The 24,676-nt window shown below is 75.7% G+C and carries 25 protein-coding genes; 9 read left to right on the forward strand and 16 right to left on the reverse strand.

Going from position 1 to position 24,676, the window contains the following annotated elements:
* Positions 1 to 19: 19 nt before the first annotated feature.
* Complete coding sequence (locus GCU56_RS01025) at positions 20 to 1,126, reverse strand: LLM class flavin-dependent oxidoreductase (RefSeq protein ID WP_163479643.1); 1,107 nt, start codon at positions 1,124 to 1,126, stop codon at positions 20 to 22.
* Between the two features lie 105 nt (positions 1,127 to 1,231).
* Here GCU56_RS01025 and GCU56_RS01030 point away from each other — a divergent pair, with 105 nt between their 5' ends.
* Positions 1,232 to 1,615, forward strand: a complete 384-nt coding sequence (locus tag GCU56_RS01030) for a metalloregulator ArsR/SmtB family transcription factor (RefSeq protein WP_163479644.1) — start codon at positions 1,232 to 1,234, stop codon at positions 1,613 to 1,615.
* Positions 1,612 to 2,247 carry an SRPBCC family protein gene (locus GCU56_RS01035; protein ID WP_163479645.1) on the forward strand — a complete coding sequence of 212 codons (636 nt, stop codon included), beginning with the start codon at positions 1,612 to 1,614 and terminating at the stop codon, positions 2,245 to 2,247. Before GCU56_RS01030 ends, GCU56_RS01035 begins: the two co-directional genes overlap by 4 nt.
* Positions 2,248 to 2,258: 11 nt before the next feature.
* Here GCU56_RS01035 and GCU56_RS01040 read toward each other — a convergent pair whose 3' ends face one another.
* Positions 2,259 to 3,119: an arylamine N-acetyltransferase gene (locus GCU56_RS01040; RefSeq protein ID WP_163479646.1), complete on the reverse strand. Its 861-nt coding sequence runs from the start codon at positions 3,117 to 3,119 to the stop codon at positions 2,259 to 2,261.
* Positions 3,120 to 3,292: 173 nt separating this feature from the next.
* Here GCU56_RS01040 and GCU56_RS01045 point away from each other — a divergent pair, with 173 nt between their 5' ends.
* The gene (locus tag GCU56_RS01045; RefSeq protein WP_163479647.1) at positions 3,293 to 5,074 is read left to right on the forward strand and encodes a DUF2207 domain-containing protein; all 1,782 of its coding nucleotides are present in this window, start codon (positions 3,293 to 3,295) and stop codon (positions 5,072 to 5,074) included.
* A 13-nt stretch (positions 5,075 to 5,087) separates the two neighbouring features.
* Here GCU56_RS01045 and GCU56_RS01050 read toward each other — a convergent pair whose 3' ends face one another.
* Positions 5,088 to 5,876: an enoyl-CoA hydratase-related protein gene (locus GCU56_RS01050; protein ID WP_163479648.1), complete on the reverse strand. Its 789-nt coding sequence runs from the start codon at positions 5,874 to 5,876 to the stop codon at positions 5,088 to 5,090.
* Positions 5,873 to 7,432 carry a long-chain-fatty-acid--CoA ligase gene (locus GCU56_RS01055; protein ID WP_163479649.1) on the reverse strand — a complete coding sequence of 520 codons (1,560 nt, stop codon included), beginning with the start codon at positions 7,430 to 7,432 and terminating at the stop codon, positions 5,873 to 5,875. The genes GCU56_RS01050 and GCU56_RS01055 overlap by 4 nt, the downstream gene beginning before the upstream one ends.
* Before the next feature lie 222 nt (positions 7,433 to 7,654).
* Between GCU56_RS01055 and GCU56_RS01060 the strand changes: the two genes are divergently transcribed.
* Complete coding sequence (locus GCU56_RS01060; RefSeq protein WP_163479650.1) at positions 7,655 to 8,473, forward strand: PaaX family transcriptional regulator C-terminal domain-containing protein; 819 nt, start codon at positions 7,655 to 7,657, stop codon at positions 8,471 to 8,473.
* Between the two features lie 17 nt (positions 8,474 to 8,490).
* Here GCU56_RS01060 and GCU56_RS01065 read toward each other — a convergent pair whose 3' ends face one another.
* The 3 genes from GCU56_RS01065 to GCU56_RS01075 are packed head-to-tail and all read right to left on the reverse strand — an operon-like array spanning position 8,491 to position 11,172.
* A complete protein-coding gene (locus GCU56_RS01065) occupies positions 8,491 to 9,324 on the reverse strand; it encodes an IclR family transcriptional regulator (protein ID WP_345771567.1) in 834 nt (277 codons plus the stop codon).
* Positions 9,321 to 10,196, reverse strand: coding sequence for an IclR family transcriptional regulator (locus GCU56_RS01070; protein WP_345771568.1), 876 nt, complete (start codon positions 10,194 to 10,196; stop codon positions 9,321 to 9,323). The genes GCU56_RS01065 and GCU56_RS01070 overlap by 4 nt, the downstream gene beginning before the upstream one ends.
* Positions 10,197 to 10,227: 31 nt before the next feature.
* Entirely contained in the window at positions 10,228 to 11,172 is a 945-nt protein-coding gene (locus GCU56_RS01075; RefSeq protein WP_163479651.1) for an LLM class flavin-dependent oxidoreductase, read from the reverse strand.
* Positions 11,173 to 11,266: 94 nt separating this feature from the next.
* Between GCU56_RS01075 and GCU56_RS01080 the strand changes: the two genes are divergently transcribed.
* Entirely contained in the window at positions 11,267 to 12,226 is a 960-nt protein-coding gene (locus tag GCU56_RS01080) for an NADPH:quinone oxidoreductase family protein (RefSeq protein ID WP_345771569.1), read from the forward strand.
* A gap of 13 nt (positions 12,227 to 12,239) precedes the next feature.
* Here GCU56_RS01080 and GCU56_RS01085 read toward each other — a convergent pair whose 3' ends face one another.
* The 5 genes from GCU56_RS01085 to GCU56_RS01105 all read right to left on the reverse strand — a co-directional run bounded on the left by GCU56_RS01085 (position 12,240) and on the right by GCU56_RS01105 (position 16,706).
* Complete coding sequence (locus GCU56_RS01085; protein WP_204331241.1) at positions 12,240 to 13,082, reverse strand: SDR family oxidoreductase; 843 nt, start codon at positions 13,080 to 13,082, stop codon at positions 12,240 to 12,242.
* Complete coding sequence (locus GCU56_RS01090) at positions 13,079 to 13,492, reverse strand: MaoC/PaaZ C-terminal domain-containing protein (RefSeq protein WP_163479653.1); 414 nt, start codon at positions 13,490 to 13,492, stop codon at positions 13,079 to 13,081. Before GCU56_RS01090 ends, GCU56_RS01085 begins: the two co-directional genes overlap by 4 nt.
* Positions 13,489 to 13,953 (reverse strand): MaoC family dehydratase N-terminal domain-containing protein, encoded by a 465-nt coding sequence (locus GCU56_RS01095; protein WP_163479654.1) that lies wholly within the window; start codon positions 13,951 to 13,953, stop codon positions 13,489 to 13,491. Before GCU56_RS01095 ends, GCU56_RS01090 begins: the two co-directional genes overlap by 4 nt.
* A 67-nt stretch (positions 13,954 to 14,020) precedes the next feature.
* Entirely contained in the window at positions 14,021 to 15,670 is a 1,650-nt protein-coding gene (locus GCU56_RS01100) for a thiamine pyrophosphate-binding protein (RefSeq protein WP_163479655.1), read from the reverse strand.
* 37 nt (positions 15,671 to 15,707) lie between these two features.
* Positions 15,708 to 16,706: an ABC transporter substrate-binding protein gene (locus GCU56_RS01105; RefSeq protein ID WP_163479656.1), complete on the reverse strand. Its 999-nt coding sequence runs from the start codon at positions 16,704 to 16,706 to the stop codon at positions 15,708 to 15,710.
* Positions 16,707 to 16,950: 244 nt separating this feature from the next.
* On the opposite strand from GCU56_RS01105, the gene GCU56_RS01110 reads away from it, so the two are divergent.
* Positions 16,951 to 17,979 (forward strand): LLM class flavin-dependent oxidoreductase, encoded by a 1,029-nt coding sequence (locus GCU56_RS01110; protein ID WP_163479657.1) that lies wholly within the window; start codon positions 16,951 to 16,953, stop codon positions 17,977 to 17,979.
* Positions 17,980 to 17,989: 10 nt separating this feature from the next.
* Here GCU56_RS01110 and GCU56_RS01115 read toward each other — a convergent pair whose 3' ends face one another.
* The 3 genes from GCU56_RS01115 to GCU56_RS01125 form a co-directional block, all read right to left on the reverse strand.
* Positions 17,990 to 19,651: a SpoIIE family protein phosphatase gene (locus GCU56_RS01115; protein ID WP_163479658.1), complete on the reverse strand. Its 1,662-nt coding sequence runs from the start codon at positions 19,649 to 19,651 to the stop codon at positions 17,990 to 17,992.
* Between the two features lie 105 nt (positions 19,652 to 19,756).
* On the reverse strand, positions 19,757 to 21,301 hold the full coding sequence (locus GCU56_RS01120) for an ATP-dependent DNA ligase (protein WP_163479659.1): 1,545 nt from the start codon (positions 21,299 to 21,301) through the stop codon (positions 19,757 to 19,759).
* A gap of 75 nt (positions 21,302 to 21,376) precedes the next feature.
* Positions 21,377 to 21,580, reverse strand: coding sequence for a cold-shock protein (locus GCU56_RS01125; protein WP_163479660.1), 204 nt, complete (start codon positions 21,578 to 21,580; stop codon positions 21,377 to 21,379).
* 347 nt (positions 21,581 to 21,927) lie between these two features.
* Here GCU56_RS01125 and GCU56_RS01130 point away from each other — a divergent pair, with 347 nt between their 5' ends.
* Positions 21,928 to 22,512 carry a hypothetical protein gene (locus GCU56_RS01130; RefSeq protein ID WP_163479661.1) on the forward strand — a complete coding sequence of 195 codons (585 nt, stop codon included), beginning with the start codon at positions 21,928 to 21,930 and terminating at the stop codon, positions 22,510 to 22,512.
* Between the two features lie 187 nt (positions 22,513 to 22,699).
* Entirely contained in the window at positions 22,700 to 23,668 is a 969-nt protein-coding gene (locus tag GCU56_RS24390) for a hypothetical protein (RefSeq protein ID WP_163479662.1), read from the forward strand.
* Here the strand turns inward: GCU56_RS24390 and GCU56_RS01140 are convergent.
* Positions 23,646 to 24,020, reverse strand: coding sequence for a VOC family protein (locus GCU56_RS01140; protein WP_163479663.1), 375 nt, complete (start codon positions 24,018 to 24,020; stop codon positions 23,646 to 23,648). The two genes, GCU56_RS24390 and GCU56_RS01140, sit on opposite strands and share 23 nt — an antisense overlap.
* 92 nt (positions 24,021 to 24,112) lie before the next feature.
* Here GCU56_RS01140 and GCU56_RS01145 point away from each other — a divergent pair, with 92 nt between their 5' ends.
* Positions 24,113 to 24,658 carry a DNA-directed RNA polymerase subunit alpha C-terminal domain-containing protein gene (locus GCU56_RS01145; protein WP_163479664.1) on the forward strand — a complete coding sequence of 182 codons (546 nt, stop codon included), beginning with the start codon at positions 24,113 to 24,115 and terminating at the stop codon, positions 24,656 to 24,658.
* Positions 24,659 to 24,676 lie beyond the last annotated feature (18 nt).

The raw sequence follows: 24,676 nt of genomic DNA on the forward strand, positions 1-24,676 counted from the left end.
GTGGGGCCAGTCCCGTTCCTCAGGAGGGTGGGCCCGCTGGTCGGGCGCCGATCCCGTTCCGCCGGGCACTACCCGACCCCGCCGACGGTATGCCGTGCGGCCGCCACCCCAGGGCGGGCCCCAGCCGGGTGGCGATGTCGGTGAGGATCTGCGCGTAGTCCTCGTCGGCGAAGCTGAAGGGCAGCGCGAACACCACCTCGGTGACCTCCTGGAAGCCGGCGTGCGCGTACAGCTCCTCCGCGATCTGCTCGGAGGTGCCCAGCAGGTCGCGGGCGAACAGCAGCTGGGCGGGTCCCTGGGGCGCCGCCGTGCGGGGGGTGCGGGCCTCGACGTAGGCGGCGTACCGGGCGCGCTGGTCGGCCGAGGCGGAGTCGGTCGGGATGACGACCAGCCCCTGCGACACGCGGGCCGCGTCGCCGTCGGGGTGCGCGGCCCGGAAGGCGCGCACGTGCGCCCGCTGGATGGCGGCGAAGTCCGCGCCGTCGCCCGCTGCGGCGTCCCCGGCCTTGACCACGCTGCTGGTCAGGAAGGACATGCCCTGCTCGCCGGCCCAGCGGGCGGACCGCAGGCTCCCCCCGCCGTACCACATCCGCGACCGCAGCCCGGGCGAGTGCGGCTGCACCCGGGCGGAGAACTCCTCGACCACGCCCTCCCGGCCGGAGAAGGTGCTGGCCGGCTCGCCGGCCACCAGCCGCAGCAGCCGGGCGACGCGGTCGTAGCCGAAGTCCTCGGTGTCGGCGGTGTGGGGGTAGAGCGCCGCCTTGACGTCGTCCCAGTGCATCGGCGGGCCGACGCTGACCCCGGGGTTGAGCCGCCCGCCGGAGAGGACGTCGACCGTGGCGAGGTCCTCGGCCAGCCGCAGCGGGTTCTCCCACGCCAGCGGGGTGACCGCGGTGCCCAGCTCGATCCGCCGGGTGCGCTGGCTCGCCGCGGCCAGGACCGTCAGCGGGGAGGAGATCCCGTACTGCAGGTGCCGGTGGCGCACCCAGGCGCTGTCGAGCCCCAGTCGCTCGCCGAGCTCGACGACCGCCAGCGTCCGCTCGTGTCCGGGCCCCGGGTCGGCGGCGTCGAACGAGCCGATGGTGAGGAAGCCCAGCCGGGCGAGCGGGACGGAAGGGAGTGGCATGCGGCGGCTCCTCGGGGCGCTGCGCGGTCGGGGCGCGCTGATTGTCGCTGATCCCGGCTCGTTTGCGTCTGGACTCATATAAGCGACGGGTGTAGCTTTCGGCCCGTGCACGCGTTCGACGTCCTCGGCGACCCGGTCCGCCGGCGCATCCTCGAGCTGCTCGCCGACGGCGAGCAGTCCGCGGGGGCGATCGCCGCCGTGGTCGCCGAGGAGTTCGGCATCTCCCAGCCCGGGGTGTCCCAGCACCTGCGGGTGCTCCGCGAGAACGGCTTCGCGCACGTCCGGGCCGACGGGGCCCGCCGGCTCTACACCGTCGACTCCGCGCCCCTCCGGGACGTCGACCGGTGGCTCGACCGCTTCCGCCGGTTCTGGGACCAGCACCTCGATGCGCTGGCCACCGAGCTGGCCCGCGGCGAGCGCGACCGACGCAGGAGGGACCAGCAGCCGCCCGGCGCGCAGCCGGGGGCCGACCGGGAGGACCCGACATGAAGGACCTGATCGACGAGCTGACCGCCGCCCACCGGGACGTGCAGCGCCGGGAGGACGACGGCACGGACCTGTTCGCCGTCCGGCTGCGCCGCACCTATCCCGCCGCCGTGGCCGACGTCTGGGACGCCGTCACCGACCCCGAGCGCCTGGTGCGCTGGTTCCTGCCGGTCACCGGCGACCTGCGTCCGGGCGGCAGCTACCAGCTGGAGGGCAACGTCGGGGGCGACATCGTCACCTGCGAGCCGCCGCGGCACCTGGCGGTCACCTGGGGCGCGCCGCAGAGCGTCGTCACCGTGCGGCTGACCGCGGAGGCGGCCGGGCGCACCGTCCTGGAGCTGGAGCACACGGTGCCGGCCGAGTTCGCCGGCAGCGGTGCGGGCGCGCTCTACGTCGGGCCGGGGTGGGACGTGTCCTTCCTGGCCCTGGGCACCTACCTGCGCGGCGTCGTGGTGGCCGACCCGGCCGCCTGGGAGAACACCCTGGAGGGGCAGCACTACTCCGCCGGCAGCATCGCCGCGTGGAGTGAGGTCATCGGCGCCAGTGGCACCGCGACGGCCGACGAGATCGCCGCCGCGGCCGACACGGCCCGGGCCCAGTTCACCCCGGACCTGGTGGCCACGCCGGGCGGCTGAGCGCAGAGGGGTCAGGGGGCGGGCGGCAGCGTCCCCTGCAGCCGGGCCAGCTCCGCGTCGTCGAGCGGCAGGCCCACGTCGTCGCGGAGGAGCGCGGCCACGTCCTCGTCGGTCAGGTCCCGCTCGTCGACCGAGCCGTCGGCCCGCACCAGCGTGCGGGTCCGGCCGCGCAGCCGGACGAACACGTCGTCGTGCTTGCGGACCGCGACGGCCTGGCCGACGAAGGGCGAGGAGGGGTGGGTCGAGGTGAAGTGGTTGGCCATCACGACGTCGGAGGCGTGCACCGGCTCCTCGATCAGGCGGTAGAGGGTCCGCCAGCCCTCGCTGGCCTGCTCCTGCACCAGCCAGGTGTCCTCGGTGCCGCGCAGCATCCGGTAGGTCCAGCCGCCCTGAGGACGGGGGCCGCTCTCACCCCACGGGATCGGCTCGAGCAGGGCGTTGCCGAAGCCGACGTCGGCCAGCCAGTCCCCGTCGTCGGAGCGCACCCGCAGGGCCATGTGCGTGCGCGGCCGGGGGCGCACCTCGTCCTCCCCGACCCGGGCCAGCAGCCGCTCCACGGAGAAGCCGATCCGCTCCAGGACGGCGGCGAACAGCGTGGCGTGCTCGTAGCAGTAGCCGCCGCGCCCCCGGTCGACCAGCTTGGCCTGCACGCTGTCGACGTCGACGGCGACGCCGCGGCCCAGCACCACGTCGAGGTTCTCGAACGGGATGGTGGCGACGTGCGCGCGGTGCAGGACGTGCAGGGTCTCGCCGGTCGGCTGCACCGGTCCGCTGTGCCCGATCCGGGCGAGGTAGGCGGACAGGTCCAGCCCCGGGGCCGCCCACTCCGCCCCGGGAGCCGCTCGCCGTCCTGACGTGACGTCCGTGGTCACGGAGCCCCCTCCGCCGGTGGGTCGGTGGCCGGCCGCTGCGGCCGTTCCCCGGCCAATCTAGGCGAGGCCGGGCGGGTGGGGGTGCGCCCGGGTGGCTGCGGCGGGGGTGCGGCGCCGTCGGCCATGATCGGGCGGGAGGACTCTCGCGCGACCGGGACGGGGAGGCGGCGGACATGCCGGCACGGGGAACGATGGGCCGGGGAGCGGCCCGGCGGCTGGCTGCGCTGCTGCTGGTCACCGGCGTCCTGGCCGTCGCCGGCTGCAGCGGGGACGGCGCGGGCGAGCGGATCCGCTCCTACGACATCGGCATCACGGCCGCCGCGGACGGGTCACTGACCGTCGAGGAGACCATCGACTACGACTTCGCCGGGGAGGAGCGGCACGGGATCGTCCGGTCCGTCCCCGACCGCGTGCACCTCGAGCAGACCCTCGACCGGCGCTACCCCGTCGACGACGTCACCGTCCGCAGCCCCACCGGAGCCCCGACGGCGACCGAGGTGAGCGGCGAGGACGGCGGGCTGAGCATCCGCGTCGGCGACGAGGACACCGAGATCAGCGGCCGGCACACCTACGTGCTCACCTACCGGGTGGCCGCCGTCGCCGACCCCGGGGCCGACGGCGACCGACTGGCGTGGAACGCCGTCGGCACCGGCTGGGAGGTGCCGATCGAGCAGGCGCGGGTGCGCCTGTCCGGCCCGCCCGGGGCGGTGCCGTCGGCGGTCGACTGCGTCGTCGGCGGAGCGGACGCGCGGACGCCGTGTGCCGCCGAGACCGGCCCCGGCGGCGAGCTGCGGGCCGCCGCCGCCGACCTCGACCCGGGCGAGGGGCTGACCGTCGGCGCGACCTTCCCGGCCGGCACCTTCGCCGGCGCCGAGCCGGTCCTGGAGGAGACGTTCAGCCCGGCACTGGCCTTCCGCCTCACGCCGGCCACCGGCGGGCTCGCGCTGGCCGGCCTGCTCGCCCTCGTGCTCCCGGTCCTGGCGCGGAGCCGGCGGGGGAGCGCGTGGCCGCGGCGCGGGGAGCCGGTCGCTGCGCAGCTGACCCCGCCGGCGGACGCCCGGCCGGCCCAGCTGGGCACCGTCCTCGACGGGTACGCCCAGCGGCACGAGGTGACCGCCACCCTGCTCGACCTCGCCGTCCGGGGTGCCCTGCGGATCGAGGAGGTCGACGGTCCCGACGGCGCACGCGCGGAGGGCGACCCGCCGGCGGACTGGCGGCTGGTCCGGACCGCGGACGGCGGGGACGACCTGCGGGGCTACGAGCGGCAGTTGCTCGACGAGGTGTTCGCCGAGGGGGACGTGGTGACCCTGTCGGACCTGCAGGCACGCTTCGGCGCGATCGCGTCCCGGACCTGCGCCGCCGTGTACGACGACGTCGTCGCGCTCGGCTGGTTCACCGCCCACCCGGCCGCCGTCCGGCGCCGGTGGTGGACCGCCGGTGCGCTGGTGTTCCTCGGCGGCGCCGCGCTCACCGCCGTCCTCGCGCTCACCACCACCTGGGCGCTGGCCGGCACCGGGGTGGCGCTGGCCGGCCTGGTGCTGCTCGGCCTGGCCGGGCGGATGCCGCGGCGGACGGCCGCCGGAGCGCAGCTGCGCGAGCGGACCGCGGCCTTCCGCGACTCCCTCGCGGCCGCCGAGCCCCGGTGGCTGACCGAGCCGGTGCGGGTGCCCGACCTCGCCGGCGCCGCGCGGACCGACACGGCCGTGCGGTACCTGCCGCACGCGGTGGCCCTCGGGGTGGCCGAGCAGTGGAGCCGGGCGGTGGACCGCTCGGGCGCCGCGGTGGCGCCGGACTGGTACACCCCGGCCCCGGGCGCGTCGAGCACCCCGGTGTGGCCCGCGCTCCTCGTGTTCTCGTCGCCGACGAACCCGGCGCTGGCCCCGCCGGCGCCGGCCGGTGGGGCCGGGACGTCGGTCGGCGGGGCCGCGGGTGGCGGTGGTGGGGGCAGCTGGTGACCGCCCGCGAGGATCACCGCCGGCGGTAGACGCCGTCCCGCTCGTCGAGGAACGCCTGCACGGCCTCGGCGTGGTCCTCGGTCGCCACCAGCTGCAGCAGGGCGCGGTGCTGGAGAGCCGTCGCCTCCGACCGGTCCCGCTCGAGCGCTCGGGCCGCCGCGGCCTTGGTGGCCTCCACCGACAGCGGGGGCCTCGTCGCGATCCGCCGGGCGAGGGTCAGCGCCGCGGGCAGGAGGTCGGCTGCCGGGTGGACCCCGGTGACCAGCCCCCACCCGGCCGCCTGCCGGGCGGTGTAGCGCCCGCCGGTGAGCAGCATCTCGGTGGCCGGGCCCAGTCCCACCACGCGCGGCAGCCGCCAGACGCTGGCCATCAGCCCGACGTTCACCCCGGCAGCCACGAAGAACGCCTCGTCGGCGGCGATCCGGACGTCGCAGCACAGCGCCAGCTCCAGGCCACCGCCCACCGCTGCACCGTTGACCGCGGCCACGACGGGTACGCGCAGGTCCTGCAGCCGGTCGAGGGTGCCGGCGAACCCGGCCAGGAACCCCGCCAGCTCGTCCGCGGCCAGGCCTCGTTCCTCCCGGAGGTCCGCACCGGCGCAGAACACCCGGCCGGTGCCGGTCACGACGAGGCACCGGACGTCGGTGTCGGCGTCCACCCGGTCGAGCACCTGCCCGAGCGCGCGGCAGTCCGCGCGGGTGAGGGCGTGCGACGGGGCGCCGCCCAGGGTGACCAGCGCGACGCCGTCGACCGCGGGCCGGAACCGGATGCCGGCGTCGTCGCCGGCTGCCGGCCCGGTCACGTCTCGCCCGGGTCCGGCGTCGTGGGCCGGCGCAACTGCTGCTTGAGGATCTTCCCCGCGCCGGACTTGGGCAGCGGGTCGGCGCGGACGTCGATCGACTTGGGCACCTTGTACGCGGCGATCCGCGCGCGGCAGTGCTCGGCGAGTTCGGCCTCGGTCACGGCGGACCCGGCGGTGGTCACGACCACCGCGTGCACCCGCTCACCCCAGCGGTCGTCGGGCAGGCCGATCACCGCCACCTCGGCGACGGCCTCGTGCGACGCGAGCGCGCGCTCCACCTCGATCGAGTACACGTTCTCCCCGCCGCTGATGATCATGTCCTTGAGGCGGTCGACGAGGAACACGTAGCCGGCGGCGTCGCCGTACGCCAGGTCGCCGGTGCGGTACCACCCGTCGACGAGTGCGTGCGCGGTCTCCTCGGGCCGGTTGAGGTAGCCCTGCATGATGTTCGGGCCGCGGACCCAGACCTCCCCGACGGTCCCGTCGGCCACCGGTGCGCCGCCGAGGTCCCGGATCTCCACCTGCACCCCCGGGATCGCGTAGCCGACCGACGCCAGCCGCTCGGGGTGCTCTCCGGCCAGCGCCAGCCGGTGGTCCTGCGGCGGCAGCCAGGTGGCGCCCACGCCGGCCTCGGTCATCCCGTAGCCCTGCAGGAAGTCGCAGCCGAGCATCCGCATGGCCCGGCGCAGGGCATCGGCGGACATCGGGGAGGCGCCGTAGTGCAGCAGTCGCAGGCTGCTCAGGTCGGCCGGGTGCCGCTCCAGGTGGTCGAGCAGCATCGCGATCATCGTCGGCACCAGCACCGACACGGTGACCCCGTGGTCGGCCACCTGCCGGGCGAAGCCGTCCGGGGTGAAGCGGGGCAGCATGACGTGGGTCGCGCCCACCCAGGTGACGGGGTGGACCATCTGGGACGCCGCACCGTGGAACATCGGGCCCGCGTGCAGGTACCGGTCCTCGCGCTGGAACCCGTCGGTGTGCCACAGGTGCTTGGTGTTGGCCATCAGGTTGGCGTGGCTGAGCAGCACGCCCTTGGGCCGGCCGGTGGTCCCGCCGGTGTAGGAGACCGCCGCCACGGTGTCCGGATCGAGGTCCGGCGGGGCCGTGCCCGCCTCGGCGAGCAGCGCGGCGTAGGGGACGCAGTCGGGCGGGCACTCGCCCGCTCCGGCGAACACCAGCTCCCGCAGGCCCGGGCACCGGTCCCGCAACGCCCGGCCGGTCTCGAGGTGCTCGGCGTCGACGACCAGGACCTCGGTGCCGCAGTCGTCGAGCATGAACGCCAGCTCGGGCACCGCCAGCCGGGTGTTCAGCGTGTTGAGCACCCGCCCGGAGGCGGGTACCGCCAGCCACGCCTCGAGGTGCTCGAGGGAGTTGCCCATCAGCACGCCGACGAAGGCGCCCGGGGCCAGGTCCAGGGTGGCGAGGCCCGTGCCCAGCCGCCGCACCCGGTCGTGCAGCTCGCGGTAGGTCAGCCGGCGGTCGCCGTCGATCACGGCGAGCCTGTCGCCGTGCGGCCGGGCGGCGTGCTCGAGCGGCCAGGCCAGGGTTCCGTGCATCGGGTGTCCTCTTCCTGCGCGTCGCGCGGGGCCGGCTGCGGTGACCGCGATCACCCCCGCGCGGAGTGAAGCTAGACACGCACGTGACGGGCGTCAACACTGGCGGGAACTGCAGAGCCCCGGGGCTGGGGACGGTGGAGCGGAGGAACCGTGTCGGGCAGGGCAACGGCTGGGCTGCCGGACGTCGGGAGCCGCAGCGAGGCGGGCCTGGGCGTCGGGCCCGTGACGCGAGGGGCGCGCATCCGGCCCCAGCAGCTGCTGTTCAGCCTGCTGGGCGCCCTCGTGCTCGACGGCAGGGACGAACCCCTGCCCACCCGGGTCTTCCTCCACGTGCTCGGGGAGCTCGGGGTGACCGACGCCGCCGCCCGTGCGACCCTCACCCGGCTGGTCCACCGCGGGTTCCTGGCCCGCGAGCAGACCGGGCGGGTGGCCACCTTCGCCCTGACGGACGTGGCTCGGCGGGTGCTGCGCGACGGGCGGGTGCGCATCCTGGCCGCCGCCCCGTTCGACCGGGACTCCGACGCCTGGACCCTGCTGAGCTTCTCCCTGCCGGAGAGCCGCCGCGACCTGCGCCACCAACTGCGCTCGCGACTGTCGTGGGCCGGGTTCGGCTGCCTGCGGGACGGTCTGTGGATCGCACCGGGGCGGGTGGACCTCGACCGGGTGCTGGGTGCCACCGCGGAGGAGGCGGACATCGTCGCCGACGGCTTCCTCGCCCGGCCCCTGTCCGGCTCCCGGGTGCGGCTCTTCGTCGAGCGGGCGTGGGACCTCCCGGCGCTGAGGGCCGAGCACGAGCAGTTCCTCCGCGAGTGGACCGAGCCCGACGCCGGCACCGGGGACCCGATCGCCCGGCTGACCCTGCTCAACGCCCACTGGGTGCACCTGCTCGGGGTGGACCCGGGGCTGCCCCTGGAGCACCTGCCGGCCGGCTGGCCCGCGCGGGAGTCGGCCGACGTCTACCGCCGGGCCGCCGCCGTCCTGGGCCCGCGGGCCCACGAGTCGTTCGGCGAGCTCGTCGCCAGCGGGTGGCGCCGGCGCTGAGTCGCGCGACCCATCGGTCAGCCGGTCGTCAGCCCGGGGGCCGACGGCCGGACCGACCGGCTGCCGTCGCCGCAGCGCCGGAGCTCCCGTCCGGCCCCGCGCGCGGCCGCGAGCACCAGCGGCGCCACGGCCGCGGCGTCGGTGCTCCCGGCGCGGACGACGAGGGACAGTGCGGCGACCACCCGCCCTCCGGCGTCCACGACGGGGGCCGCCACCGACAGGGAGTCGGGGTGCACCATGCGGTCGCTGACGGCGTGACCCCGGCACCGGATGTCGGCGAGCACGCGGCGCAGCCGGTCGGGTGCGGTGATCGTGCGGTCGGTCAGGCGCGGCAGCGGCCCGCCGAGCACCTGGTCCTGCACACCGACGGGTGCGTGGGCGAGCAGGACCAGCCCGGCACTGGTGGCGTGCACCGGCATCCGTCCGCCCACCCGCAGGGTCACCGGCACCGCGGCGCGACCGGCGACCCACTCGGTGAGCACGACGTCGGGGCCCTCCGGCACCGCGAGCAGCGCGTTCTCCTGCGTGGCCAGGCTCAGGTCGGCGAGGAAGGGCAGCGCCGACTCCCGCAGCTGCAGGGCGTGCGGCACGAGCGAGGTCACCTCCCACAGGTGCAGTCCGATCCGCAGCCGCCCGTCGGCGTCGCGTTCGAGGGCCCCCCAGGTCACCAGGTCGCCGGCGAGGCGGTGCACGGTGGACAGCGGCAGGCGGGTCCGGCGGGCCAGGTCGGAGCAGGACAGCGACGCGCGGTCGGGGGTGAAGGCGCCGAGCAGGCTCAACGCCCGGGCGGTCACGGAGCCGGTGGACCGGCGGTCCTCCGCCGGCACCGGCGGGGCGGCCGGGCCACTCACACCTCGTCCGCGCGCGGAGGCCGGGGGCGGCCGTGCGCCCGTCCGGTGGCCGATCGTGGCGGCTGAGCAGGCGGGACGGGCAGCGCTCGACCGATGCCCCGCGCCGCCGAGGTGACCAGGGCTGCGAGGCTCTCCACCCGCGCGCCCCGCGCCCGGACCACCACGGAGACCGCGGCCCGGACCTCACCTCGGGCGTCCCGGACCGGCGCGGCGACCGACAGCGCGTCCGTGGTGACCTGCCGGTCGCTCACCGCGTGACCGAGCCGCCGGACGTCGGCCAGAGCGGCGCGCACGGCGTCCGGACGGGTGAGCGTCCAGGGGGTGTAGCCCGCGAGCGGCCGGGCCAGGACCGCCTCCTGCTCGTCAGCGGGCGCGTGCGCCAGCAGGGCCAGGCCCAGGCCCGAGGCGTGCAAGGGGAAGCGGGCGCCGGTGCGGGTGAGGACCGGCACGGCACACCGCCCGGCGATCCGCTCGACGAACAGCAGTTCGGTGCCCTCGCGCACGCCCAGTTGCGCGTTCTCCCGGGTCACCTGGCTGAGGTCCTCGAGGAAGGGGAGTGCGGCGTCGCGCAAGCCCGTGGCTCGCGGCGCCAGGACGGCGACCTGCCACAACCTCAGCCCGATGCGGTATCCGCCGTCCGCACCCCGGTCGAGGGCGCCCCACCGGAGCAGTTCGGCGGTCAGCCGGTGCACGGTGCTCAGCGGCAGTCCCGAGCGGCGGGAGACGTCGGTGAGGGTGAGCACCGGCTGGTCGGCGCTGAACGCGTCGAGGATCGCCAGCGCCCGGACCGTCACGGGACCGGTCCGCCCGCGGACCCGCGGTGCGGTGGCCCGCTCGGCGGGCCCGGCCTCGGCGAGAGCGACGGAGGTCACACCCGAAAGCTAGAAGTCCGCGTGACGCGCGTCAACTGCGACGTGGAAGTTCCGGGCCCGTGTCGCGGAGTGCGTGCAGCCTGGGGAGGACGTCGGCGGCGAACGAGGCCACCACGGCCTCGCGCACCGAGCCGTGCACCGGCTGGAACACCAGCGAGTCCGCCCCCGCCTGGGCATACTCGGTCGCCCGTGCGACGACGTCGTCCGGCGTCCCGAGCAGCAGATAGCGGTCGGCCAGGCCGGTGAAGTCCTGCTGGTAGGCGTCACTCACCCCGCGGATCGCCAGCTCGCGGCCGCGGGCCCGGTCCTCGTCGACCGCCCCCCAGCAGAAGACGGCCCCCCGCACCGACCGCGGGTCCCGCCCGGCCCGCTCTGCCTCCTCCCGCACCCGCACCAGGCTGCTGGCCAGCTGCTCCGGGGTGTACATGTAGGGCAGCCAGTGGTCGGCGAAGCGGCCCGCGCGCCGGACGGCGGCATCGCTGCGTCCGCCGAGCCAGATCGGCGGGCCCCCGGCCTGGACCGGGCCGGGCGCGAGCTCGAGTCCGGGCACCGAGGTGAACCGGCCGTCGAACGTCACCGGGCCGCCGGACCACAGCCGGCGCGCCAGCTCCAGCGCCTCGTCGGCCCGGGCGCCACGGGTCGCCGGGTCGACGCCGGCCGCGGTGAACTCGGCCGGGAACTCCCCGCCGATGCCCACGCCCAGCTCGAACCGTCCGCCGGACACCTGGTCGAGGGTGGTGGCGAGCTTGACCGCGAGGGCGGCCGGGTACACCGGCAGGATCGTCAGGGAACTGACCAGCCGGATCCGGGACGTCGCCCCCGCCGCGGCCGCCAGGGTGACGAAGGCGTTGCCGATGGGGCCGTGGAAGAACAGGTGCTCGCCGCTGGCGACGGCGTCGAAGCCGGCGGTCTCGGCGTCCCGCGCCTCGGGAACGGTCCGGGTCTGGTCGGTGCTGAGCGACAGGGCCACGCGCATGTGGGTGCCTCCGGGAGGTGGGGTGGGATGGAGCCGGGCGGCTAGGGTCGGCGGCCCGCCGGGCCGCACCGGTCGGGACCCTTCAGGAGGAGCCGTGCTCGCCCAGCAGCTGACGTCGTTGACCGGGCCCGACGGGCTCGAGCCGGCCGACCTGCCGGTCCCGGAGGGCGGGACGGGTGAGGTGCTGGTCGACGTGGCGGCCGCCGGCGTCGCCTACCCCGACCTGCTGATGAGCACCGGCGCCTACCAGGTGCGCCACCCGCTGCCCCTGGTACTGGGCCTGGAGGCGGCCGGCACGGTCCGGTCGGCGCCGGCGGGCAGCGGCTTCGCGCCCGGCCAGCGGGTGGCCGTGCTCGGCGAACGGGGCACGTGGCAGCAGGTGGTGGCGGCTCCGTCCGAGCGGGTCCTGCCGCTGCCCGACGGCATCTCCGACGACGCCGCGGCCGGCTTCCCCCTGAACCACCTCACCTGCTGGTTCGCCCTGCGCCGGAGGGCCAGGGTGGAGACCGGGGAGTCGGTGCTGGTGCACGGTGCCTCGGGCGGCGTCGGCCAGGCGGCGCTGGCCCTGTGCCGGGCGCTCGGCCTGCCCTCGATCGCGATCGTGCGCGACCCCGGCCGGCCGCTGCCCGTCCCGGCCGACCACGTCGTCGGCGCCGACGGGTGGCGGGAGGCCGTCCGGGAGCTCACGGACGGCCGCGGGGTCGACGTCGTCCTCGACCCCGTGGGCGGCGAGCGCTTCCCCGACACCCTGCGGTCGCTGGCCCCCGAGGGGCGGGTGGTCGTGCTCGGCTTCGTCGGCGGCGACATCCCCACCGTGCGGGTCAACCGGCTGTTGCTGGCCAACACCGCGGTCCTGGGCGCCGGGTTGGCCGAGTACCTCCGGTGCGACCCCGGGTACGCCCGCACGGCCTGGGACGAGCTGCGGTCCCTGCTGGAGGGCGGGCGGCTGGTGGTGACCGAGCCCCGTGTGCGGCCCCTCGCCGAGGCCGCCGACGCACTGCGGGAGCTGGGCGAGGGGCGTGCCGCGGCCAAGACGGTGCTCCGGCTGCCCTGACCCGCGCTCCAGGTCACCCGGCGAAGCCGCCGCCGCAGACGAGCACCTGCCCGCTGACGTAGCTCGACTCCGGGGTGCAGAGGAGGTAGACCGCGCCGGCCGCCTCCTCCGGGGTCCCACCCCGGCCGAGCGGGATGCCGTGCTCCAGGCCGGCCAGCAGTTCGGGGTTCACGCCGACCCTGATCCGGCGGCCCTCGACGTCGATGGCGCCGGTCCCGTCGGCGGGCGCCTCGGTGAGACGGGTGCGGATCAGGCCGAACGCGACCGCGTTGACCGTGACGTTGTAGCGGCCCCACTCCTTGCTCATGGTCCGCGTCAACCCCAGGATCCCGGCCTTGGCCGCGGAGTAGTTGACCTGCCCGGCGTTGCCGGTCAGCCCGGCCACCGAGGAGATGTTCACGACCTTGCGGTGGGCGGCCCGCCCGCCGCCGGCCTGCTCGGCCTTCGCCCGCTCCCGGATCACCGGCTGCGCCGCCCGCAGGATCCGGAACGGGGCCTTGAGGTGGACGTCGAGGATCGCGTCCCACTGGTCGTCGCCCATCTTCTGGATGACGGTGTCCCAGGTGTAGCCGGCGTTGTTGACGATGATGTCCAGCCCGTCGAAGGAGTCCACGGCGGTGGCCACGAACCGCTCGGCGAAGTCGTCAGCGGTCACGCTGCCCACGCAGGCGACCGCGGTGCCCCCGGCGTCCTCGATGTCGCGCACCGTCTGCCCGGCCGGTTCGGCGTCGAGGTCGTTGACCACCACGCGGGCTCCCTCGCGGGCGAGTTTGAGGGCGATGGCCCGACCGATGCCTCGGCCGGAGCCGGAGACGAGTGCCACCTGGTCGGTCAGCGTGCCCATCGCGGTGCTCACTGCTGGACGGCGACGACGGCCTCGCCGCGGACGGTCACCGTCCCGTCGGCCAGCCGGGCCTCCAGTTGCAGCCGCGCGCGTCGCTCGCCGTCCACCGTCTCGACGGAGGCGACGGTGCCTCGGCAGGTCACCTCCGCGTGCACGGGGGTGATGGCCGCGAACCGCACGGTGTAGCTGCGGATCGCTCCCACCGGCACCAGGTCGGTGAGCAGTCGCCCGAGGTAGGCCATCGACAGCATGCCGTGGGCGAAGACGTCGTCCTGACCGGCGGCCCGGGCGAAGTCGAGATCGATGTGGATCGGGTTGTGGTCACCCGACGCGCCGGCGAAGAGGGCGAGGGTCGCCCGGCTGATCGGGGGGAGGGGGAGGTCCGGCAGCTGGGTCCCGGGCTCGACCGCTGCGGCGCTCATCGGGCGTCCGCCGGAGCCGGCCGGACGACGGCGATCGAGTCGCGCAGGTCGACGACCGGGCTGCCGTCCTCCCGGGTCACGCTGATCTCCCGGACGACGAAGCGCAGCGCACCGCCCTTCTTCTCGAAGGTGTCGGCGATCCGCGGCCGGTAGACGAGCACGTCGCCGGCGTGCGCGGTGTCGTGGTAGGTGAAGCTCTGCTCGGCGTGCAGCACGTTGCCCAGGTCGATGCCGAGGTCGTCGAGCCACTGGGTGCTCTTCGCCCCCTCGAGGACGAAGCCGAAGAGGAACGTGGGCGGCACCGGCAGGTCCGGGTGGCCGGCGGCGCGGGCGGCGTCCAGGTCGGTGAACACGGGGTTGTCGTCACCGATGACCTCGGCGAACAGCCGCACCCGCCCCCGTTCCAGCTCGACGGTGAAGCTCGGCAGCTCCCTGCCGATCACGGACTCGTCGATGACCATCGGGTCTCCTGTCTGATCTGTGGGAGCGGCCCTCGACGGAGGGCCGCGGGAGGGGGTGGAGCGGCGCTCACATACCCGCGGCGTGGATCTGGTCCATCACGAACGACGGGAAGCTGGTGATCTTGGCGTCGACCAGCAGTGGCCGGTCGCGGGGCCCGCGCAGCCAGGTGGCGACGGCGTCGAGGTCGGCGACCGTGCGGACGGTCACCGCGTCGCAGCCGTGCCCTCGGGCGATGGCTGCGACGTCGGTGTCGGGGAAGACGACGATGTCGACGGGATGGCCCTCGGGTCCGAACATCTGCGTCTCCGCGCCGTAGGCGTCGTCGTTGTAGACGACCAGGAGCAGGCCCAGGCCCAGGCGCACGGCGGTGTCCAGTTCGACCGAGCTCATCATGAACCCGCCGTCCCCGAGCCCGGCCATGACGAGCCGATCGGGTTGCGCGAGCGCGGCGCCGATCGCCGCCGACAGGCCGAGCCCGATCGACCCGAAGCCGATCGGCAGGCACGCGCCGCGCACGTCGGGGACGCGGGGGAACAGCTGCGGGTACGCGGAGAAGTTGCCCAGGTCGGTGGCGACGACCCGCTCGGCAGGCAGCATCTCGTCCAGGGCGAGGGTCAGCGTGCGGGGGTCGATGTGGCCGTCGTCGCCGGTGTCGTCGTACGGGACGTCGCGCCAGTGCGCGCCTGCGGCGATGCGGGTCGCGGCGTCCTCGGTCCGGTAGCCCCGCGCGGAGTGCTCCCGGGCGGCCAGGGCCGTCGTCAGGGCGACGGCGGTCTGCGCCACGTCACCCACCAGGCCCAGTCCGACCGGACGCTGGGCACCGAGCGCATCGACGTCGCGGTCCACCTGCACGAGCGTCACGCCGTCGCCGAAGAGCGCGCCGTGCCGCGCCGTCCACACGTTCAGCGACGCGCCCCACGCGACCACCACGTCCGCCGCGGCGATGAGCTCGGTGGTCGTGTCGGTGGAGAACCCGCCGGCGACGTCGAGGTCCCACGGACTGCCGGCGAACAGGCCGCGGGCACCGGCGGTGGAGGCGAGCAGGGCACCGCAGGCGTCGGCGGCCGCCGACAGCTCGTCGGCGCACCACCGGGCGCCGCGTCCGCCGAGGAAGACGGGGCGGGACGCCGCGGCGAGCAGGTCGGCGAGCTCGGCGACCGCGTCCGGGCCGGCGGCGGGAGCACGGACGTCCGGCAGGGGGAGCGCCGGCCGGCACCCGAGGTCGGGGACGTCGGCGTCCTGGACGTCGAGGGGCAGGTTCAGCACCACGGTCGCCCCGTCGACGGCGGCCCTGCGGTAGGCCTCCGTCGCCTCGGCGACCGCGGTGCCCGGGCCGCTCAGCGTGAACGGCGTGGCGCCCACCGCCCGGACGAGGGCCTCCTGGTCGACGTAGAAGTTCGACCGCCGGTCGGCCGGCGGGGTGTCCGCCGCCAGGACCAGCAGCGGAGTGGAGCTCTTCACCGCCTCGGTCAGCCCGGTCAGGGCGTTGGTCAGCCCGTTGCCCTGGTGCAGGGAGACGGCCGGCACCCGGCCGCTGAGCCGGCCGTAGGCGTCGGCCATGCTCACCGCGCCGGCCTCGTGCCGGGTGGCCACGAAGCGGGCGCCGCTGCCGACCAGGGCGTTGGTGAGGTGGAAGTTGCTGCTGCCGACGACGCCGAACACCTGCTCGACACCCAGCCGGGTGAGCGCCTCGGCGACTGCCTGGGCGACCTTCAATGCGTGCTCCGTCTCGGGTGGTCGGGACCGGCGGGGATCAGTCGGTGGTGAAGATCAGCGACTCGAGGTCGTCCACCGGCTCGTCCAGCAGCCCGTTGTCGATCATCAGGTCCTGGGTCAGCTCGGCCCGCTCCAGGGAGGGCTCGGTCTCCTCGAGCCACCCGGGCTGCACGACCCGCTCGGCGAGCTCGGGCGTCAGGCTGGTGAAGGTCTGGACGATCTCGTTGACCGCGTCGGGGTTGTCGGCGGCGAAGCTGATCGCCTGGTCCATGGCACGGGCGAAGGCGGCTGCCACCTCGGGGTTCTCGGCTGTGTACTGCGCGGTCGCGGCCCAGCCGATCAGCGGCCAGCCCTCCAGCCGCGGGGTGCACGTGGGCGTGTCGACGAGGGTCTGCTGTCCCTGCTCCGTGCCGAGGGTGACGAACGGCTCGGCCACCAGGCCGGCGGCGATCTGCCCCTCCGCGATCGCCGACCCCTGGTCCGGGAACGGGATCTCGACCAGCGAGTACTCGTCCGGGTCCAGCCCGTTGCCGCGCAGGCACTCGCGGACGACGATCTCCGTGGGGCCGCCGAGGGTGTTCACCGCGACCGACTGGCCGGCGAGATCGGCCACGCTCTGCAGCGGGGAGTCCGCGCCGGTCAGGATCGCGTTCACCCCGGTGGTGTTGCCCGAGTTCTCGAGGACGATCTGGAGGTCGAGGCCCTCGCTCGCGGCCAGGATCACCGAGACCCAGTTCGAGGAGCTGAACTGCAGTTCCCCGGAGACCATCGCGGGGACCCCGGCCGCGCCGCCGGGGATCTGCTGGATCTCCACGTCGAGGCCCTCGTCCTCGAAGAACCCCTCCTGGACGGCCAGGTACAGCGGTGCCATGTCGCCGACCGGCAGGGCGCCCACCCGGATCGACACGGGATCGTCACTGCTGAGCGCCTGGTCAGCCGGGGCGCTCGGCTCCTCGTCCCCACCGCCGCAGGCCGCGAGCAGGCCCGCCGTCAGGAACAGTGCGGTGACCCGGCCGTGTGTGCGCTGCCGTCGCATGTGCTCTCCCTCTGCTGCTCCGACGTCCCGCGGATGCCGGTGCCCGGATGTCCCGGGCCATGCTGGGCGGGACGCCCGTGCCCGGCCCAGAGCACCTTCCGGATGCCGGGAGTGGCGTCCGGCCGCGCTCCAGCGCGCCCCGGGGGCTGCTGCGGGACGAGCAGCTCCCGGTCCTGGTTCACTGCCGTCGGGCGTGTGACCGGCCGGTCGGGCGCGGCGAGCACCAGTCCCCGGGAGGACGGCCATGCACCTCGGCGTCGACAGTTTCGTCTCGGCGGTGACCGACCCCTCGACGGGGCGGGTCGTCGGCCCCGCGGAGCGGATGGCGCACCTGCTCGAGGAGATCGCGCTGGCCGACCGGGTCGGGCTGTACTCCTTCGGCATCGGTGAGCACCACCGTCCGGAGTACTACGACTCGGCGCCGCCGGTGATCCTGGCGGCCGCGGCGGCCCGCACCTCCCGCATCCGGCTGGGCAGTGCCGTGGCCGTGCTCAGCGCCGCCGACCCCGTCCGGGTGTTCCAGCAGTTCGCCACCCTCGACCTGGTCTCCGGCGGCCGGATCGACCTCGTGGTCGGCCGGGGCTCGTTCACCGAGGCCTTCCCGCTGTTCGGTCTGAGCCTGCGCGACTACGACGAGCTCTTCGACGAGAAGCTCGACCTGCTGCTGCGCATCCGGGAGTCCGAGCACGTCACCTGGTCCGGCCGGCACCGCCCGCCGCTGACCGGTCAGGGCGTCTACCCCCGGCCGTTGCAGGACCCGCTGCCGATCTGGGTGGGGGTGGGCGGCTCGCCGGAGTCCTTCGTCCGCGCCGGGCTGCTCGGGCTGCCGCTCATGGTGGCGATCATCGGCGGGGAGCCCCGCCAGTTCGCCCCGCTGGTCGACCTCTACCGGCGCGCCGGGGCGGAGGCGGGGCACCCGCCGGAGGCGCTGCGGGTCGGCCTGCACGTGTTCGGCTTCGTCGCCGAGAGCACCCGGGCCGCCGCCGACACGATCTACCCGGGCTGGCACGAGATGTTCACGAAGGTCTCCCGGGAGCGCGGGTTCGCCGAGCCGACCCGCGCCCAGTTCGACGCCACCAGCGGGCCGGACGGCGCCTTCTTCATGGGTGACCCGGACACGGTGGCGACGAAGATCGAGCGGGTGTCCGGGCAGCTGGGCGGGGTCGAGCGCATCTCCCTGCAGATGACGAACCCGCGGCTGGCCCACGCCGACCTGCTGCGCGGCATCGAGCTGCTGGGCACCGAGGTCGCGCCGCGGGTGGCCTCGCTCTGAGGGCCGGCGATCAGTCCGCGGGACCGGTGCAGCGGACGGCGAGGACGGCGATGTCGTCGTCGGCACGGTGCGGCACGATCCGGCTCAGCAGCCGGTCGCAGAGCGCGTCGACCGGCAGGCCGCCCAGCTCGGCGAGCGCGCCGGTGAGCCGCTCCAGGCCCTCGTCGATGCCCATCCGGCCGGCCTCGACCAGCCCGTCGGTCACCAGGACGACCGTGTCGCCGGGGCGCACGCAGGCCTCGTGGTCGGTGTGGGGGAGTGGCTCGTGGGTGCCGAGGAGGCGCTCCGGCGGCGCGTCGAGCACCTGCACCGTGCCTTCACGGCGCACCAGCAGCGGGGGCACGTGCCCGGCCGAGGACCAGCGCAGGGTGTGCGTCCCGTCGGCGGCGGGCAGGTCCACCCGGGCCACGAGCGCGGTGGCGAGGGTGCCGACGGCCAGCCCGGTCAGCACCCGGTCCACCCGGTCCAGGGTCCGGGCGGGGCTGCCCGGGCTGTCGTAGGCGAGGGTGCGCACCGCGCTGCGCAGCTGGGCCATCGCCGCGGCCGCGGCGACGTTGTGGCCGACGACGTCCCCGATGACCAGCAGGGTGGCGCCGTCCTCCTGGCGGAAGGCGTCGTACCAGTCGCCCCCGACGAGGGCGTGCGTGCTCGCCGGCCGGTAGCGGACGGCGATCTCCAGGCCCGGGGGCTGCGGCGGCGGGGTGAGCAGGCTGTGCTGCAGGGTCTCGGCCACCTCCAACTGCCGGCCGTAGAGGCGGGCGTTGTCCAGGGCCAGCGCGCCGCGCCGGGCCACCTCCACCGCCGTGGCGATCTCCGCCTCGCTGTGCGGCGGCCGGCTCCCGCAGGTGACCAGGGACAGCACACCGATGGGCTCGCCCCGCGACTGCAGCGGGACGAACAGGCAGGACGTCGGGTCCAGCCGCCGCCAGGCGTCCCGCACCGCCCGGTTGGGCAGCGAGGGTGCGCCGAACTCGGGGTCGATCGAGGTCAGCTGAACCGGTTCCCCGGACAGCAGCGCCGCCGTGAGCGAGGACCGGTCGCGGGGCGCGCTCACCCGGCCGGCCAGGTAGGTGTCCACGTCGGCCAGCCGCTCGGGGGACCGGTGCGCCCGGGCGGAGCGGGCGGGGGCGCCGTCCTCCCCGAGCACCGTGACCGTGGCCCAGTCCGCCAGCCGGGGCACCACGAACCGCGCGAGCCGGTGGGCCGACTCGGTCGTGTCCAGCGTGCCGCTCAGGGCCTCGAAGACCTCGGTGAGGAAGCGCAGGGCGCCGGGGTCGTCGTCCCCCGCACTCCCGGATCCGGCGGGCCCGGCCGCCGAGTCGCCGCCACCGGCGGGGGCGACCCGGACGTGCAGCAGGTCGCCGACCACCTCGGCGGTCACGGTCAGCCACCGGCCGGCCGGGGCGTGGAAGCCGCGCCAGGTCACCGGGGTGCCCACCCGCCGCGCGTGCAGCAGGAAGGCGGAGAAGACGGTGTCCGCCAGCTCGGGCACGGCCTCCCAGAGCACGCGGCCGAGCAGCTGTGCCGGGCGGGATCCGAGCAGGCCCGCACCTGCGGCGTTGACGTAGCAGATCGTCCCGTCGCCGTCGAGGACGCCGACCCCGTCGGGCAGCCGGTCCAGCACGGCGGCGAGGACGGCCGGCGCGGGCACGTCCGCGCTGGGTCGACTCACCGCTGTCGCCTCCCGCTCGGCCACCCTCCGACGGAGAGGCGCACGCAGGGTACGTCAGCCGGTACGGCGAGGGGCGCCGCTCAGGGAGCGGCGAGCCCGCGGTCCTCAGGCGTCGGCGAGCAGGCCGCGCACGGCGTCGATGGTGTCGGCCTCGGCGGCGGTCTTGTCCGGCCGGTAGCGCAGCACCCGGGCGAACCTCAGCGCGACACCGCCGGGGTAGCGGGTGCTGCGCTGCGCGCCGTCCAGGGCGATCTCGACGACCAGTTCCGGCCGCAGGAGCAGCCCCCACTCCGCGGTCTCGCGGGCGTGCTCCGGAAAGGTGCGGGTCTGCCACTCCAGCAGCGCGTCGGTCATGCCCTTGAAGGTCTTGCCGACCATGACCGGGTCGCCGCCGTCGGGGTCACGGGCGGCGAGGTGGATGTTCGACAACGTGCCCGAGCGACGGCCGTAGCCCCACTCCACGCCGATCACGACCAGGTCCAGGGTGTGCACCGGCTTGACCTTCTGCCACGCCTTGCCGCGCCGGCCGGCGGCGTAGGGCGCGGTGAGGGCCTTGACGACGACGCCCTCGTGGCCGGCGGTGAGCGCGTCGTCCAGCACCGCGGCCGCCTGCTCCAGAGTGGGGCACCGGACGCCGGGCATCCGCAGCGGGGCGTGCTCGTCGGCGGCCAGCAGGTCGTCGAGTGCGTCGAGCCGGACCGCCAGCGGCTCGTCGAGGAGGTCGCGGCCGTCGAGGTGCAGCACGTCGAAGAGGAACGGGCTGAGCAGCACGCCCACGTCTGCCGCCTCCCCACCGGCGCCGCTGCCGAAGCGGCTCATCGTGTCCTGGAAGGCACGCGGCCGGCCGTCGTCGTCCAGGGCGAGGGTCTCGCCGTCGAGCACGGCGGTGCGGCAGGGCAGGGCGCGGATGCGCTCGACGAGCTCGGGGACGCCGTCGGTCACCTCGCGCAGCGTGCGCGTCCAGACGCGGACGACGTCGCCGTCGCGGTGCACCTGGATCCGCGCGCCGTCCAGCTTGAACTCCACGGTGACGTCGGTGCCGAGGTCGGCGAGCGCGGCGTCCAGCGAGGAGCCGGGGCTGGCGAGCATGGGCCGCACCGGCCGGCCGACCTCCAGGCGGACCGCGTCGAGGGCGGCCACCCCGCCGGACAGGGCGGTGGCCGCGGTCTCGGGGAGCCGGCCGGAGAGCATGAACGCCCGGCGGACAGCGGCTCCGGGGACCTCCGCCGCGACCGCGACAGCGTCGAGCACCACGCCCTCCAGCGCCCCCTGACGGAGCTCGCCGGTGAGCAGCCGGACCAGGAAGCGCTGCTCCTCGGCGGTGGCGGCCGACAGCAGGGCGCTCAGCGCCGCGTCCCGGCGGGCCGCCGAGCCGGGGCCAGTGGTGGCGGCCAGCCCGGTGAGGGCCCTGTCGACGCCGGCGACGGTCAGCGACTGCGTCGCGGCACCCTCGCCGGCCATCCGCGCCAGGGTGCGCCAGCCGACACCGAGCCGGCCCTGTCGTGGTTCGCCCGCCAGCCACGCGGTGACCGGCTCGACCTCGTCCGCGCCGGCCTGGCGCAGCAGCTGCGCGATCGCCGCGGCCTTCGCCGTCCGGGAGCGGGTGGCCGTGACCGCGGTGGACGCGGCGAGGACGTCGGCGAGCAGCACCGGGCCATCGTGGCAGCTGCCCCGGACACGACTGAGGGCCGTGACGCGGTGCGTCACGGCCCTCAGCTCATCGCGTCAGAGGACGCGGACGTTCTCCGCCTGGGGGCCCTTCTGGCCCTGCGTGACGTCGAACTCGACCTGCTGGCCCTCGTCGAGGGACTTGTAGCCGCTGCCGCTGATGGCGGAGTAGTGGCAGAAGACGTCGGCGCCGCCGCCGTCCTGGGCGATGAACCCGAAGCCCTTCTCCGCGTTGAACCACTTCACAGTGCCCTGAGCCATGCTGTTCTCATCTCGTGCTGGTGTGTTCCGGACCGGCAGATGCCGGCCGGAGGTCGCCGCACCGACCGGCAGGACCGAGAGGGAACGTCAGGCAGAGACGACTGCGGACGTCCGAGAACGAAGCAGAGGCGCAACAGCGACCAGAGGCCATGCTACGCCGTCCCGGCGTCCGGGCCCACACCCGGACCGGTGCGGCGAACGGGCCGCGCCGGTGAGGAGTCCGGCCGAGGCGAGCAGGAGCCGGTCGGGTGCACAGCTCCGTACCCGTCCCGTGACAGCCGGCGCACAGGACCCGCCCCGAGGCTGGGGCCGACGGCCGGATGGTCCGGCCGCGTGGAGGAGTCCCAGTGCGCAGGAAGTTCGTCATCGCCACCACCACCGCCGGGGTGCTGAGCCTGTCCGGCCTCGCCGTCGCCGTCCCGGCGCTGGCCGAGACGGCCGGTACGGCGGCGTCCTCGGCCGCGGACCGGGTCCGGGACGCCCTGACCGGCCTGGTCACCGACGGGTCCCTCACCCAGGAGCAGGCCGACGAGGTCGCGACCACCCTGGCCGAGGCCGGACTCGGGGAGCGAGGTGGCCATGGCGGGAGCCGGCTGGACCTGTCCGCCGCCGCCACGGCGCTGGGCATGGACGAGGCCGGGCTCCGCACGGCCCTGGACGTGGACGGCGCCACCCTGGCCTCCGTCGCCGAGGACCGGGGCGTCCCGGTCGACACCCTCGTCAGCGCGCTCACCGAGGCCGCGCAGGAGCGCATCGCGCAGGCGGTCGCCGAGGGCCGGCTCACCCAGGAGCAGGCCGACGAGCGCCTGGCCGACCTGGAGGCCCGGATCGCCGAGCGGGTCGAGCAGGCCCTCCACGACCGCGGCGGGCCCGGGGGCCGGGACGGTGGCGCCCCGGACGACCCAGCGGGGGCCGCGACACCGGGGGACTGACGTCCCGGGGGGCGGGCGGCCTCCGTCTGGTCAGATCCGACCAGACGGAGGCCGCGGAAGTCGACCAGTTCTGGTCATGTCCCGCGGGCCCGGCCCGGCGAGGCTGGACGCCATGACGTCAGGGCCGCGAGTGCGGCACGCGGCACCACAGCCGGTCCCCGTCCCGCGCTCCACCGGAGGGAGCTCCATGGCCGTCCTCGACCCCGTCCGCCCCGACCTGCGTGCGCCGGTCGGGTCGCCGCCGGTCGGCCGCCCGCCGGACGAGGTGCTGCCACCCGTGGGGGGGCCCGGTGGTGGGCTCCCGGGCAGCGTCCGTCCCGGCACGCGCTGGCTGCTCCGGGCGTTCCTGAGCCTGACCACGCTCGCCGTCCTGGCCCTGGTGCTGCTCCCGGGCGCGCACCACCAGTTCGCCTGGAGCATCCACATGGAGCTCACCGCGGCGTGGCTCGGCGCGGCGTACGCGTCCGGCTCGCTCCTCTCCCTCCTGGCGCTGCGCCGGAACGGCTGGCACGAGGTCCGGATCGCCGTCGTCACGGTCGCCACCTTCACCTGGCTGACGCTCGTCGCGACGCTGGTCCACACCCACAAGCTGAACCTCATGAGCGGGACCCTCCCGGGGCGGCTCGCCGCGTGGGTGTGGCTGGCCGTCTACCTCGTCGTGCCCGTCGCCTGCTGGGTGCTCGTGTCCCGGCAGGACCGGGACCACGTCCGGTCGCGGGTCCTCCACCGCCCCATGCCCCGGTCGCTGGCCGGGCTGCTGGGTGCGCAGGGCGTCGTCCTGGCCGCGGCCGGCACGGTGCTGTTCCTCGGGGGTCTGACGGTCCACCACGAGTCGGAGGCGGTCACCCGCTTCTGGCCGTGGGACCTCATGCCGCTGAGCTCCCAGGTCATCGGTGCCTGGCTGATCGCCCTGGGCCTGGGCGCCGCCCTGGTCATCCGGGATCGCGACCTGAGCCGGCTCCGGGTCCCGGCCGCTGCCTACACGGCGTTCGGCGTCCTGCAGCTGGGCGTCCTGGTCGGGCACCGGGCGGACGTCGAGGCCGGGGACCCGTGGCTGTGGGCCTACGTGGCCGTCCTGGCGGTCGTCGTCGGAACCGGTGGGTTCGGCTGGTGGGCGGGGCGCGACCCGGGGGTCATCCGCCGTAGGGCCGGGTGATGATCTCCAGGACGTGGCCGTCGGGGTCCTTCCAGTACACGCCCCGCCCGCCGTCGTCGGTGTTGACCTCGCCCGGGTGCTGCTCGAACGGATCGGCCCAGTGGTCCAGGCCGCGGGCGCGGATGCGACCCAGGATCTGGTCGAACTCCTCCTCGCCGACCAGGAACGCGTAGTGGCGCGGGTGCGGGGCGTCGTCCTCCATGAAGTCGAGGGAGACGCCGTTGTCGAGCGACACGACCGCGAAGGGGCCGAACGTGGTGGGCGGGCCCAGGCCGAGCACGTCGGCGAGGAAGGCGGCCGACGCCCGGCGGTCACGGGCGGAGACGATCGTGTGGTCGAGTTGGACGGGCATCGGAACTCCCTCCGGCGGTCGGCCGAGCGGCACCGCCGGCCCAGCCAAGCACCCCGCCGGCCCCTCCGGGGCGGTCGATAGGCTCCGACGTCATGCCGACCAGGTCCCGGGGGGACGACGTGCCCGCGAGGACGATCCAGGACCTCGGCCTCCCGCCGCGGGCGGTCACCGCGCTCACCCGTGCCGGGATCGTCCGGATCGAGGACCTGGCGGCCCTCACCCGGCGTGACCTCGCGGCCGTCGCCGGCCTCGGTCCCGGGCTGGTGACCGCGATCCGGCTCGTCGTCCCCGAGCCCGCCTCGGGGGGTTCCCGCGCCGAGGAGGAGTCGCCGGACGCCCCGGCGATCCCGTCCTTCGCCTCGCTGCGGGGCCCGCGCCGGCACACGGCGATCGACCTCCTGGTCCCCGAGCCGCCGGCGCCGGCCGCCACGCCCTCCGGGGCGCCGGCCGCCACGCCCTCCGCGACGCCCACCGGGACGCCGCGGCCGGCCGAGTACGCCGATCTGCTCCGTCTCGGGCTGCGCGCGGCGCGGGCGGTGGCCGGCGTCCCGGGGCGGCTGGCCCTCTGGTCGGTCCGGGCCCCGGTCCGCGGCCTGCGCCGGCTCCTCGGCGTCGAGCCGGGGACCGACCGGGGCTGACCCCGGGCGTCCGGGGTG

It is taken from the genome of Geodermatophilus sabuli (assembly GCF_010686765.1).
GTDB lineage: Bacteria > Actinomycetota > Actinomycetes > Mycobacteriales > Geodermatophilaceae > Geodermatophilus > Geodermatophilus sabuli_A.